Annotated in this window: 11 protein-coding genes; 5 read left to right on the forward strand and 6 right to left on the reverse strand. The window is 70.8% G+C overall.

Annotation, left to right across the window (positions count from 1 at the left end; all coding sequences use genetic code 11):
• Positions 1–40 precede the first annotated feature (40 nt).
• The 4 genes from OG246_RS01905 to OG246_RS01920 are packed head-to-tail and all read left to right on the forward strand — an operon-like array spanning position 41 to position 3914.
• Positions 41–328, forward strand: a complete 288-nt coding sequence (locus OG246_RS01905; RefSeq protein ID WP_266454850.1) for a hypothetical protein — start codon at positions 41–43, stop codon at positions 326–328.
• A 51-nt stretch (positions 329–379) separates the two neighbouring features.
• A complete protein-coding gene (locus OG246_RS01910) occupies positions 380–1201 on the forward strand; it encodes a hypothetical protein (RefSeq protein ID WP_266454852.1) in 822 nt (273 codons plus the stop codon).
• On the forward strand, positions 1201–3141 hold the full coding sequence (locus tag OG246_RS01915) for a fumarate reductase/succinate dehydrogenase flavoprotein subunit (protein ID WP_266454854.1): 1941 nt from the start codon (positions 1201–1203) through the stop codon (positions 3139–3141). Before OG246_RS01910 ends, OG246_RS01915 begins: the two co-directional genes overlap by 1 nt.
• A complete protein-coding gene (locus tag OG246_RS01920; protein WP_266454856.1) occupies positions 3138–3914 on the forward strand; it encodes a succinate dehydrogenase/fumarate reductase iron-sulfur subunit in 777 nt (258 codons plus the stop codon). Before OG246_RS01915 ends, OG246_RS01920 begins: the two co-directional genes overlap by 4 nt.
• A 28-nt stretch (positions 3915–3942) precedes the next feature.
• On the opposite strand, the gene OG246_RS01925 is transcribed toward OG246_RS01920, so the two are convergent.
• From OG246_RS01925 to OG246_RS01940, 4 genes are all read right to left on the reverse strand, one after another.
• A complete protein-coding gene (locus OG246_RS01925) occupies positions 3943–4884 on the reverse strand; it encodes a class I SAM-dependent methyltransferase (protein WP_266454857.1) in 942 nt (313 codons plus the stop codon).
• Positions 4885–5143: 259 nt separating this feature from the next.
• Positions 5144–5467, reverse strand: a complete 324-nt coding sequence (locus tag OG246_RS01930; protein WP_266454858.1) for a hypothetical protein — start codon at positions 5465–5467, stop codon at positions 5144–5146.
• A gap of 93 nt (positions 5468–5560) precedes the next feature.
• Positions 5561–5872 (reverse strand): hypothetical protein, encoded by a 312-nt coding sequence (locus tag OG246_RS01935; protein WP_266454860.1) that lies wholly within the window; start codon positions 5870–5872, stop codon positions 5561–5563.
• 42 nt (positions 5873–5914) lie between these two features.
• Entirely contained in the window at positions 5915–7411 is a 1497-nt protein-coding gene (locus OG246_RS01940) for a hypothetical protein (protein ID WP_266463767.1), read from the reverse strand.
• 711 nt (positions 7412–8122) lie between these two features.
• Between OG246_RS01940 and OG246_RS01945 the strand changes: the two genes are divergently transcribed.
• Positions 8123–9511, forward strand: a complete 1389-nt coding sequence (locus OG246_RS01945) for a hypothetical protein (RefSeq protein ID WP_266454862.1) — start codon at positions 8123–8125, stop codon at positions 9509–9511.
• 177 nt (positions 9512–9688) lie between these two features.
• Here OG246_RS01945 and OG246_RS01950 read toward each other — a convergent pair whose 3' ends face one another.
• Both OG246_RS01950 and OG246_RS01955 read right to left on the reverse strand, forming a co-directional pair.
• Positions 9689–12328, reverse strand: a complete 2640-nt coding sequence (locus OG246_RS01950; RefSeq protein WP_266454865.1) for a SpoIIE family protein phosphatase — start codon at positions 12326–12328, stop codon at positions 9689–9691.
• Between the two features lie 265 nt (positions 12329–12593).
• Entirely contained in the window at positions 12594–13025 is a 432-nt protein-coding gene (locus OG246_RS01955) for an ATP-binding protein (RefSeq protein WP_266454868.1), read from the reverse strand.
• Between the last annotated feature and the right edge of the window lie 130 nt (positions 13026–13155).

A 13155-nucleotide genomic window follows, 5' to 3' on the forward strand; every position in this document is an offset into this window, starting at 1 on the left:
CCGCCAACGGGCCGACCCGCCCCGGAAGTGAGGGCAAGTCATGTCCGTGCAAGACGACCTGACGTCAGTCCAGCGCTGCCTAGACGACCTCGCGAGGTCGGTAGGACGCCTGGAGCAGCAGATAGGCGGCGGCTTGGAGATGCGCCGCGTACGCACCGACGCCGACCACCTGCGCGAGAGCGTCGCGCTGCTGAAGGAGGCCGCCCCAGGCCTGACCACCTCCCGGCGCCCCGACCTCGTCACGATCCCCGACACCCCGTACGACACGACCCTGTGGACGGACTCGGACGACGAGGGACTCGGCGCCCGCGACCGCCACGCCCCCTGAACCGGAACCCGAGATCCGGAACCCGAACGCGAACCCGACCGGAGTCATGAGTTGGCCACTGGTACGGAACCCCATCCCAAAAGCGGCGGCGTACGCGCCGGTACCCGCGCCGCGATCACCGCCCCGCACCTGCGGACGGACCGCTGGTGGCTGGCGCCCGCCGCCACCACGGCCGGTCTGCTGGCCTTCATCGTCTACTCGACATGGCGGGCGTTCGCGGACACGGACTACTACGCGGCGCCCTACGTCTCGCCGTTCTACTCACCGTGTCTGGCGGACCGCTGCGAGCCCATGCACGCCGGACCCAACGCGGACCTCTTCGGGAGCTGGTGGGGCATCTCCCCCGCCGTCCTCATCCTGATCTTCCCGCTCGGTTTCCGGCTGACCTGCTACTACTACCGCAAGGCCTACTACCGCGGCTTCTGGGCGAGCCCGCCGGCCTGCGCGGTCGCCGAGCCGCACAAGAAGTACTCCGGCGAGACCCGCTTCCCGCTGGTGCTCCAGAACCTGCACCGGTACTTCTTCTACGCGGCGATCCTCGTCGCCGGGATCCTCACGTACGACACGGTGCTCGCCTTCCGCGACGAGAACTACAACTGGGGCCACATGGGCCTCGGCACCCTGGTCTTCCTGCTCAACATCGTGCTGATCTGGGCGTACACCCTGTCCTGCCACTCCTGCCGGCACATCGTCGGCGGGCAGCTCAAGCACTTCTCCAAGCATCCCGTGCGCTATCGGATGTGGCAGTGGGTCGGGAAACTGAACGGCCATCACATGCTGCTCGCCTGGGCGTCGTTGGTGAGCGTGGCGCTCGCCGACTTCTACGTTTTCCTGCTCGCGTCCGGCGCCTTTGACGATCCGAGGTTCTTCTGATGTCCGTGGTCGATCGCCAGGAGTGGGACGTCGTCGTGGTCGGTGCCGGGGGCGCCGGACTGCGTGCCGCCATCGAGGCGCGCGAGCGTGGCGCCCGTACGGCCGTGATCTGCAAGTCCCTGTTCGGCAAGGCGCACACGGTGATGGCCGAGGGCGGTATCGCGGCCGCCATGGGCAACGTCAACTCCGGCGACAACTGGCAGGTCCACTTCCGCGACACCATGAGGGGCGGGAAGTTCCTCAACCAGTGGCGGATGGCCGAGCTGCACGCGCAGGAAGCCCCGGACCGGGTATGGGAGTTGGAGACCTGGGGTGCCCTCTTCGACCGTACGAAGGACGGGCGTATCTCGCAGCGCAACTTCGGCGGGCACGAGTACCCGCGGCTCGCGCACGTCGGCGACCGTACGGGCCTCGAGCTGATCCGGACCCTCCAGCAGAAGATCGTGTCCCTCCAGCAGGAGGACATGAAGGAGACGGGTGACTACGAGAGTCGCCTGAAGGTGTATCAGGAGTGCACCGTCACAAGGATCCTGAAGGACGGCAGCCGTGTCTCCGGGGCCTTCTGCTACGAGCGCGAGTCCGGCCGCTTCTTCGTCCTCGAAGCGCCCTCGGTCGTGATCGCCACCGGCGGCATCGGCAAGTCCTTCAAGGTGACGTCGAACTCGTGGGAGTACACGGGCGACGGGCACGCCCTGGCCCTGCTGGCGGGCGCCCCGCTCCTGAACATGGAGTTCGTGCAGTTCCACCCGACGGGCATGGTCTGGCCTCCGTCGGTGAAGGGCATCCTTGTCACCGAGTCGGTGCGCGGCGACGGCGGAGTGCTCAAGAACTCCGAGGGCAAGCGGTTCATGTTCGACTACATCCCGGACGTCTTCAAGGAGAAGTACGCGCAGTCCGAGGAGGAGGGCGACCGCTGGTACGAGGACCCGGACCACAACCGGCGTCCCCCCGAACTGCTGCCCCGGGACGAGGTGGCGCGCGCCATCAACTCCGAGGTGAAGGCCGGCCGCGGGACACCCCACGGCGGGGTCTTCCTGGACGTCTCCACCCGGATGCCCGCCGAGCTGATCCGGCGCCGACTCCCTTCCATGTACCACCAGTTCAAGGAGCTGGCGGACGTCGACATCACCGCCGAGGCGATGGAGGTCGGCCCCACCTGCCACTACGTCATGGGCGGCATCGCGGTCGAGTCGGACACGGCGGCGGCACGCGGCGTACCCGGGCTCTTCGCGGCCGGTGAGGTCGCGGGCGGCATGCACGGCTCCAACCGGCTCGGCGGCAACTCGCTCTCGGACCTGCTGGTGTTCGGGCGCCGGGCGGGACTGCACGCGGCGCAGTACGCGACCGATCTGGGCGAGCGGCCCCCGGTGGACGAGATCCAGGTCGACACGGCGGCGGCGGAGGCGCTGCGGCCCTTCTCGGCCGAGGGCCCCGAACCGGGACAGGAGAACGGGCGCCCGCCGGAGAACCCGTACACCCTCCACCAGGAGCTCCAGCAGACGATGAACGACCTCGTCGGCATCATCCGCCGGGAGGCGGAGATGGAGTCGGCCCTGGAGAAACTCGCGGATCTGCGGGTACGGGCACGCCGGGCCGGGGTGGAGGGGCACCGCCAGTTCAACCCGGGCTGGCACCTGGCCCTGGACCTCCGCAACATGCTGCTGGTCAGCGAATGCGTCGCACGAGCCGCCCTGGAGCGCACGGAGTCCCGTGGCGGCCACACCCGCGAGGACCACCCGGCGATGGACCGGGCCTGGCGCCGCATCAACCTCCTGTGCCAACTGACCGACCCGACAGGCGGGTTGGCGGCGACCGACCCCGTGCACGGCCAGATCGACCTGACCCGCGACACCACCGAACCGATCCGCCCCGACCTGCTGGCCCTCTTCGAGAAGGAGGAGCTGGTCAAGTACCTCGCCGAAGAGGAGCTCTACGAGTGAGCAGCTACAAGGCCAGCTTCAAGGTGTGGCGCGGGGATGTGAAGGGCGGCGGCCTGAAGGACTTCGAGGTCGAGGTCAACGACGGTGAGGTGGTCCTTGACATCATCCACCGCCTCCAGGCGACCCAGGCCCCGGACCTCGCCGTGCGCTGGAACTGCAAGGCGGGCAAGTGCGGTTCGTGTTCCGCCGAGGTCAACGGGCGCCCGCGACTGCTGTGCATGACGCGGATGTCGGTGTTCACGCCCGAGGAGACGATCACCGTCACTCCCCTGCGCGCCTTCCCCGTCATACGGGATCTCGTCACGGACGTGGGCTTCAACTACGCCAAGGCGCGCGAGGTCCCGGCCTTCGTACCGCCGGCCGGACTGGGCCTGGGCGAGTACCGGATGCAGCAGGCGGACGTGGACCGTTCGCAGGAGTTCCGCAAGTGCATCGAGTGCTTCCTGTGCCAGGACACCTGCCATGTCGTCCGGGACCACGAGGAGAACAAAACGGCGTTCGCGGGCCCGCGCTTCCTGATGCGCGTGGCCGAGCTCGACATGCATCCACTGGACGCCGCTGCCGAGTCCGGCCTGGACCGCAAACGCACCGCCCAGGACGAACACGGCCTCGGCTACTGCAACATCACCAAGTGCTGCACCGAGGTCTGCCCCGAGGGCATCAAGATCACGGACAATGCGCTGATCCCCTTGAAGGAGCGGGCCATCGACCGCAAGTACGACCCGCTGGTGTGGCTGGGGTCGAAGATCGCCCGACGGCCCAAGTCACCCTGAGGCGCGCGCCCCTCTCAGGTGCGCGCCCTCACTCCGCCGCCCGCAGATAGCCCGAGTGCGCCACCTGGCCGAGGAACTTCAGCCGGGTGTCGGTGGTCATGTGCTTCTCGAAGGCCTCTTTGATTCCGGGCCACTTGGGGTGCCCGAAGTCGTCCAGTACGACGATGCCGCCGGGGGCGACGATCTGCTCGGCCCACTCCAGGTCCGCGAGGACACCGGCGGCGGAGTGGTCACCGTCGACGATGATCACTCCGTAGGAGCGGTCGGAGACCTGGGCGCGCACCTCGGGGTCCTCGGAGAAGCCCTGCTGGATACGGGCGGCGGCGCCGGCCGCACCCGCCATGGCCAGATTGGTGCGCACGGCTGCTTCGCGCACCGGCGTGCCCGTCACATCGCCTCCCATGGTGGTGCCGGGCTGCAACTGAAGGCCCGCGAGCGGGTCGACGATCGTGAGGCTAGGGTCGCGGCCCGCGCGCTCCATCATCCGGATCAGGCCCGCGCCGAACATTCCGTACAGGGTGCCGATCTCCAGCATCTCGTCGTTCGGCGGGTCGAGCAGGGGTACGGCGGCGAGCTTGCCGACGATGTTCATGGTGCCGCCCGCGATCCTGCCGACCCCGAGCGCCTCCAGGGCTATCAGCAGCCGGAACGCCTGCGCGACATTGCGCTCCGCGTCGGCCTTGTCCCCGCCGGCCACCTCCGCCAGTTCTTTGATCGTGCGGTTGAGATGGGGCGCCGACGGCAGCCGTGACGCGCCGCGTCCGGTCCCGTCGAAGAACAGCTCCAGTGGGCGCTGGCGGTTGCGCAGCGTCTGCAACTCCCGCTGCAGCGCGCCGTTCTCGCTCTTCAGCGCGACGGTGGGGCGGTCCGCGACGGCCCGGCGGACCTGGCGCTCGATGCGCTGGTCGATGAGCTCGAGGATCGGGCGCAGAGTGCGCCGGGCAGCCTTGCTGGTCAGTAACGCTCGCATGAATCCGTGATCCTCACAGGAATAGGAAGAGGTGCTGCGGTGCCTGCGCGAGGGGGCGGAGTGCGCACGCCCGTGGTGCGACGTACAGGCACGGTGGAGGCGCGGTGTTCGAAGGAACGTAGGGCGCCCACAGCAGAGTCACAACAAACACGAGCGACTGATCAGGGAAACCTCGCATGACGTCTGGGCGACGGGGCGGTTACCCGGTCGGTGTGGGGGCGTTGGGTGGGGCGAGTCGTGGCGGAGCCGGGGTGGGAGGTCAGGAAGCGCGAGCCGTGGCCGGGCCGCGGCGGCGGTCGCGGGTCGCGCGGTGCATCAGCACGGCACCGGTGATCATTCCGGTGCCGCCCGCGAGGGAGGCGGCGAAGTAGAGAGCGCCGGCGCCGAGCAGGGCCAGGGCGATCAGCGGAAGCGCGAGGGAAGCGGTGAGCACCAGGAGCCCCTGACCCCACAAGCGTCGCCGGATGACACGCCCCCGCGTCGCCCTTGGCACCCAGCCGCCACGCACGGCGGCGATCCCGGCGGAGAACAACACACCCAGGACCACTCCCTCGGCCAGTCCCAACATGTAACGCCAGTCCATGGCCCCGCCTCTCGTGCGCCCGTTCTCAACCCGAGGATGACACGCGGGGCGGTGGGCCTCCAGGAGCGGGAGGGTCTGCTGAGCCTTCGCCCGTCATGGCTGGGCCGGGGCGGGCTGCTCGGCGAGCAACTGGAGCAGGCCGCCCCCGATCATGAGCACCAATCCGACAAGGGCGACGACACTGAAGGCGATATCGGAGTCGATCACCATGAACGACACGGACCACAGGACCGGCCCCGCGCTGGAGCAGACCGTGCCGTAGCCCCACAGCCGCGGCCGGCGGGGCGTACGGCGCCGCAGCCACGACGGCATCCGACCGGTCGCGATCGCCAGCACTCCGAACAGGCCCGAACTCAACGAGGCGAGCAGGACCGCAGTCGCTGCCCAGTACCAGTACTGGTCCATCCAAGCTCCCCCGAACCGGCGTACGTCACGCACGCCGTCCGATCATGACACCCAACCCTCCCTGTACGCCGCCCAGTCCGACTCCTTCGCGGCGAAGTCCACGTACAGCGCGACCCCGAAGCGCTCACGGTCGCGGTCCGTGCGGGAGAGGCCCAGACGGGTGCCGCGTACGGCCGCCTCGACCGTCTCTGCGTTCTCGTGGTGGCTCAGGTCGTCCTCGTGGAAGAACGGCAGGCCCATCAGCAAGTCCGTTGATTCCGGGGTGACTTCGAGGGCGAGGGAGGTCTGCTGGGCGACGTAGCCGCCGTACAGGCTCTCCAACGGGAGTGCCGTGTCGTACGACATGAGGGCGATCTGGTCGACGCGGCGGGCGACTTGGCCGAAGTAGGCCTGGGACCACCACTTGGGGTGGCCCGTGAGGGTGCCCCTGATGGAGTTGGCCGCCGGGAAGGGGTCGATCTGGTGGGCGGCGACGGAGAGGGGGACCCCGCGGTCCTGGGTGACCGCGTGCAGGTCGTCGAGGAGGGAGAGGTAGTCCTGGTCGTCCGAGTGCAACGGCTCCAGGTCGAAGTGGGCACCGTCGAAGCCGGCCTCGAGGATCTGCTCGGTGGACCCGACCACGGCGGCCCGCGTCTCCGCCCGCTCCAGCCGCAGCCCGTCCGGCCCCTCACTCGCCAGCACATCCCCCAGCCATGCCTGCACCCGTACGCCGGGCAACTCACGATGCACGGCCTCGATCAGCCAACCCGCCTGCGGGTACGCCGACTCGGGCAAGGTCCCGTCATGCTCCAACGGCCCCGCGTGCACATACAGATCCCGTATCCCACTGTCCCGCAACCGCTCCGCGAGCGCCTCGACATCCGCGTCCACCTTCCGCCCGTCGATCCAGGCATGGCCCAGCCAGAGAGCGTCACGGTTCCTGGTCTGCGTACCGGGACCCGGGTCTCCGGCGTAGTTCACCCGCAACGCGATCCCGGCCCCGAGAGCCGGGAGGAGGAGCAGGAGGACAAGCCCGAGGGCTATGCGCTTGGGCCAGCGGAGACGGGGGTGGCGCCAGGCGCGTAGGGCTGGGTGGGGGTCGGGGTCGGGGGTTTGGGCTTCGGGGGTGTCGGGGTCCGGGTCGGAGTTGGGGGTGGGGTGGGTGGCTTGGGGGGTGGGGTTGGGGGCGGGTGCGGTCGCAGGTCCGGGCTCGGGCGCAGGCTCAGGCCCGGCCGCAAGCGCAGGCCCGGGCTCAGGCCCGGTCGCAGGCTCGGGCTCGGGCTCAGGCCCGGTCGCAAGCGCAGGCGCAAGCCCGGCCTCAAGCGCAGGCCCAGGCTCGGGTGCAGGCCTGGTCTCAGGGTCGGGCCCGGCCTCAGGATCGGGCTCGACCTCAGGATCGGGCTCGACCTCAGGTTCGGACCCGGCCTCAGGTCCGGGCTCAGGCGCAGGTCCGGTCGCAAACTCGGGTGCAGGCGCAGGCGCAGGCCCGGGCTCGGCCGCAGGCACAGGCCCAGGCTCGGGCGCAGGCGCAGACGCAGACGCAGACCCGAGCTCGGCCACAGGCACAGGCCCAGGCTCGAGTGCAGGCCCGGCCCCAGGGTCGGGCGCAGGTGCAGGCCCGATCGCAATCTCGCGCGCAGCCGCGGTCGCGGACTCCGAGTCGGAGTCCGGCACGGACTCGGAGTCAGGCGCAGGTGTAGGTACAGGCGCAGGCTCGGATTGGGCCTCGGGCCCGGACTCGGGACCGGACCCGGACCCGGACCCGGACTCGGACTCGGGACCGGGACCGGACTCGGGACCGGACTCGGGACCGGACTCGGGACCGGACTCGGGACCGGACTCGGGATCAGGCGCCCCCTCGACAGCAGCATCCGGCCGTGCGACTGGCCCCGGCGCGTCCGGCCCACCCCCGCTCTCCCGAGCCTGCTCCTCGGGCTCGGCCCCCGCCCCCGTTTCCGCCGTCGTCCCGGGCCTCCCCGCCCGGTCCTCCGCCTCGGTTTCCACCCGCCCCGTGTCCATCCCCGCGCCCCCTCCTGTACGCCCCCGCATCCTCCGTACCCTAAGCATCCCCACCTCGGCGCACCCCGGTCGCGGCGGCGGGCGGGCGGTCATACGCTCCCAAATGTGACGTCGTCCCAGAGTCGGAACCGGTCGCGCCGAGCGGCGTCGCACATAGCCGCGCGAGGGGTATATGGCGTGGTCGGCGGGCTGGTGGCCGTGGGGTGGCTGGTACTGCCGCTTGCGCGAGTGGATGCCGATGATCACGATCGGGTGACCGCGGCACGGAGTGCGGGGGCGCCGACGCACGAGGCCGCCCCCGGCGACGACGCGACGGACTCCGGCGATCTCGTGCTGCCGGTCGTCGCGGTGGGTGCGGCGGGGGTGCTGACGGCGTACACCTACACGCGGCGCAGGCGGCGCGCGCGGACCCGTACGACACCGGGCGGGGTGACTCCACGGGTCGTACCCCTTGCCGAACTCGACCGGCAGGCCCAGCAGTTGCTGGTGGAGACCGACGACTGCGTCCACACCAGCGCCGAGGAACTCGGTTACGTCACAGCCCAGTTCGGCGGCGAGGCGGTGAAGCCGTACACGGACGCGCTGGCGTTCGCGAAGGCCGAGCTGGCGGTGGCCTTCCGGCTGCGGCTGCGGACGGTCGACGCGGCACCGGAGCCCGACGAGACCCGGCGCCTGCTGGAGGAGGTCGTCGCGCGCTGCACGGAGGCCGGGCGACGGCTGGACGCGGAGGCCGCCGGGTTCGACCAGCTGCGCGCCCTGGAGCGGAACGCACCGGCCGCGCTGGCGTACGCCGAGACCCGCTTCCGTGAGCTCGCCGCGCGCACGCCGGCCGCCGAGGCGACGCTCGGCGAACTCCACAATCGGTACGCCCCCTCCGCGTCCCTCCCCGTGCTGGGCCACGTCGAACAGGCCAAGGACCGGCTCCTGTTCGCGACGACGCACCTCAACCAGGCGCGGCAGTCGCTCGACCGGGGCGACGGGGATCGGGCCGCCGCGTATCTGCGTGCCGCGGAGGGGGCCATCGAGCAGGCGGCGGTCCTCGTCGACGGCATCGACCGGCTCGCCGGCGAACTGGCCGTGGCCGATCAGCAGTTGCCCGCCGCTCTCGCCGCGGTGGAGACCGGGCTCGCGAAGGCGCGCGGCCACCTGGAGAGCGCCGCCGTCGGTTCGCCCGAGCTGCCCGGCCGTGTCGCACGCGCCGAGTCGGTCGTCGCCGGCGTGCGGCGTTCGCTGTCCGCCGGGGATCCGTACGATCCGCTCGACGCGTTGCGCCGCGTGGTGCGGGCCGGTGCGGATTTCGCCGACGGGGTCGTCGACCGTGCCCTCATTCCGGCGCGCAGTGCGGTTGCCGGTGCGGCCGACTTCGTCAGTACGCATCGAGGGGCGGTGGGTTGTGAGGCGCGTGTCCGGTTGGCCGAGGCGGAGCGGTGCCTCGGGCGTGATCTCTCCGAGGCTCAGGCTGCCGATGTTCTCGCCCTGCGGGCGCGGGTGCTCGCCGAGCGGGATGTACGGGCGTACGGGCATCCGTTGCTGGAGGGGGCCGGGGTGGGTGGGGCCGTGCTCGGGGGGATCCTGTTGCCGGGCGGTGGGCCCGCGAGCTTCGGTGGACGCCGGACACGGGGGCGGAGGGCGGCGCCGTAGAGGGGGCCGGGGGTGGGTTTTTCGCCCCCTCCGCCCCTACCCATTCCCGTCCCTTGGGGGCTCCGCCCCCAAGCCCCCGCTCCTCAAACGCCGGAGGGGCTGAACACCTTCACCCCGGCAGCCCCCCCCAGGATCGGGACGGGCAGGGGCGGAGGGGGCGAAAAACCCACCCCCGAGTCAGAACAGGCTCAGCAACGCCTCCGCCGGATCTGCCAGCCCCGCTCCCCCATCAGGCAACGGAAGTTCGAACCACACCGTCTTGCCGCGCGGCGTCCGCCGCGAGCCCCACCCGGCGGACAGGAGCCCGACGAGCTGCAACCCCCGCCCGCCCTCGTCGGTGTCACGCGCCCGGCGCCGCCGCGGCTGGACGAGCCCGGCGTCCCAGACCTCGCAGACCAGCGTCCGGTCGAGGAGCAGGCGGAGTCTGATCTCGCCCTCGCCGTAGCGGAGGGCGTTGGTGACGAGTTCGCTGACGAGCAGTTCGGCGGTGTCGACGAGCGGCTCGAGGCCCCAGGCCACCAGCTGCGTGCGCGCGTACTCACGGGCGCGCCCCACGCTGCGCGGCTCACGAGGCAGGGTCCAGTCGCCGACGGAGTCGGCGGGCAGCCCCTGGACACGTGCCATGAGAAGGGCGATGTCGTCCTCGCCGTGGTGGGTGTCGAGGGTGTTGAGGACGTGGTCGCAGACGTCCTCCAGGGGGCTGGAGGGGTCGGTCAGGGCGCCGACGAAGGCTTGCAGGCCCTCGTCGAGGGGATGGTCGCGCGATTCGACCAGTCCATCCGTGTAGAGCGCCAAAAGAGCACCCTCGGGAAGTTCGACCTCGACCTCCTCGAAGGGCTCGCCGCCGACGCCCAGCGGCATCCCGGGCGGCACGTCGAGCATCAGCGCGGCCTCACCGGGCTCCACCAGGACCGGCGGCAGATGCCCCGCGTTGGCGAAGGTGCACCGGCGGGTGACGGAGTCGTAGACCGCGTACACGCAGGTGGCGAGGTAGACCTCGGAGAGATCGGCGTCGCGGGACGTCCGGGCCGTACGGGTGGCCTGCTGGACACCGCCCGGCGTACCGAGCCCGCGGGCGATCTCGTCCAGCGCCGAGAGGACTTCGGCCGGTTCGAGGTCGAGAAGGGCCAAAGTCCGTACGGCGGTACGCAGTTCGCCCATCGCCACGGCCGCACGCAGACCGCGCCCCATGACATCGCCGACGACCAACGCGGTGCGGTGGCCGGGGAGTTCGATGACGTCGAACCAGTCGCCGCCGACCTCGGTGGCCGCGTTGCCGGGCAGGTACCGGCAGGCGATGTCCAGGCCGGAGGCCTCGGGGTCGCCCGGGGGCAGCAGGGACCGCTGCAGGATCAGCGCGCGCTCGTGCTCACGGCGATACAGGCGCGCGTTGTCGATACAGACCGCGGCGCGCGCGGCGAGTTCCACCGCGAGCGACCGGTCCCGTTCCCCGAACGGCTCGCTGCCCTTCGTACGCGAGAACTGCACGAGGCCCACCACGGTGTCGTGGGCGACCATCGGCACGGCGAGCGTGGACTGGATGAGGCCGCCCTCTTCGGCGGGGATGTGCTGGGGCCGGGCGGTGCGCAGGGCGTCCGCGCAGGGCGAGTTGAACGGGAAGTGATGGACGGCGCCGGGCGCGGGTCCGCCAGCGACGGGGTCGCCGACGGCGCTGGCGAAGGCGACGCGGCGCAGTTCGGCGCTGCCGTCGGCGAGCCCGGGCGGGGTCTCGTCGCCGGCCAGGAGTCCCTGGTAGAGGTCGACGGTGGCGAGGTCGCAGAAGCCGGGGACGACGACGTCGAGGAGTTCGCGGGCGGTGGTCTCCAGGTCGAGGGAGTTGCCTATGCGGGCGCCGGCCTCGTTCAGAAGGGCGAGATTGCGCCGCGCGGAGGCCGCTTCACGGGCTGCTGCACGGCGGGCCGTGATGTCGGTTCCGAGCCAGGCGATGCCGATGGGGCGGCCGCTGCCGCTGTGCACGCGGTAGAGGTTGATGGACCAGTGCCGGCGTTCGTCGGATCCGGGCACATGGCCGGTGACGTGCATGTCCGTGATGGAGTCGCCGGTCTCCAGGACCCGGCGCAGCGTGGCGGCGACCCGCTCGGCCTCCGCACGCGGCAGATAGTCGTGGACGCCGCGCCCGCGGTGGTCGGCGGGAGTGCCGCCGAAGGTCGAGGCGAACCGCTGGTTGGCGCGGCGGACCCGCAGGTCCGTGTCGATCAGGAGGAAGCCGAACGGAGATTGGCCGAAAATTGCCTGCGATGCGGCGAGGTCGGTCTCGATCCGCCGGAGGGTGCGGACGTCGACGACGATGCATACGGCGGCCCGCTCACCGTCCTCCGTAGTGGTAGGCATCACATAGACCTCGGCGAGGCCTTCGGCGCCCTCCTGGTCCCCCTCGGTGGGGGGCATCCGGAAGGGAACCACGCCGGTCCACTCGCGGCCGTCCAGGATCTCCGCCATCTTGCGGTGCCCGAAGTCACGCCGGTCGGGTGCGACGAACGCGGCGATGGGGTCCATGCCGACGGCGTGCTCCGCGGATATCCCGAAGAGCTGCTCCGCACGCAGACTCCACTGGTCGACCAGCCCGTCGGCACCTATGGAGAACGACGCGACCTTGATGTAGTCGTAGATCGAGCCGGGCGGACTGCTCTGCCACATCGCGTCGCCCGCCCTGTCGCCTCTGGCGTCGCCCATCCCCTCGTCCAAGGCGGATCGGCCCACAACGGAGTCACCCACGGCGGAATCGCCCACGGCGTCAGCCCTCGCGCCGCCCGACGGGTCCTCGGACTCCGTGGCCTTCGCTGGTATCTCGCTCACGCGAACCGTCCCCTCCAGCTCACCGCGTCCGGCACCGGTCACCGGGGGCGGCTGCCCGCAGTATCCAGCACTACGGCGCCGCACAACACGGTGTTCACGATCACAGCACGGTCCCGATGGTTTTTGGACCGGCCGCGACATACTCCCAGTCTTCTAACCAGGTGGCACCCCGTCGAATCAAAGAGTCCGGCCAGTTCCAGTGGCCTGAACCATTCGGTCACCCGGCTCCCCGCACCGATCACACTCACCCAGACATCGATCCCCATCACCCGGGCACCGCAAGCTCGAACCAGACGGTCTTGCCGGTGTCCCCGGGACGGGTGCCCCAGCGCCGCGAGGAACGGGCCACGAGCTGGAGTCCGCGGCCGCTTTCGTCGTCGGCGTCGGCGGACCGTTCGCGGGGCGGGTCCGGCAGCGGGTCGGAGACCTCCACCAGCAGGGCGTCCGGCATTCCGGCGGGCCGCACCAGGCGTACGCCGATGGGGCCCGTGGCGTGCCGGAGGGAATTCGTCACCAGCTCGCTGACCAGCAGCGCGGTGATATCGGCGAGGGATTCCAACTCCCAGTCGCGCAGCTGGCCCCGGACGACGGCGCGAGCGGTGCGGACGGCACCCGGCTCCGCGGGGAAGCTCCACTCGGCGCAGTCGCCTTCGGTGTCGATCACGCCGATCACTTCCCAGGCCTGGAATACACCCATGTCCGGTTTCGTGGGGTTAATGGGCACATACCCGATATACGGGAAGCCTTACCGCACTCGATGGCGCACTGTGGCACGAACGGCGTACGAACCGACGAACAAAGGCCGCCGAACGCGCCCGCTCACCTCC

It is taken from the genome of Streptomyces sp. NBC_00620, assembly GCF_026341825.1.
Classification (GTDB): Bacteria; Actinomycetota; Actinomycetes; order Streptomycetales; family Streptomycetaceae; genus Streptomyces.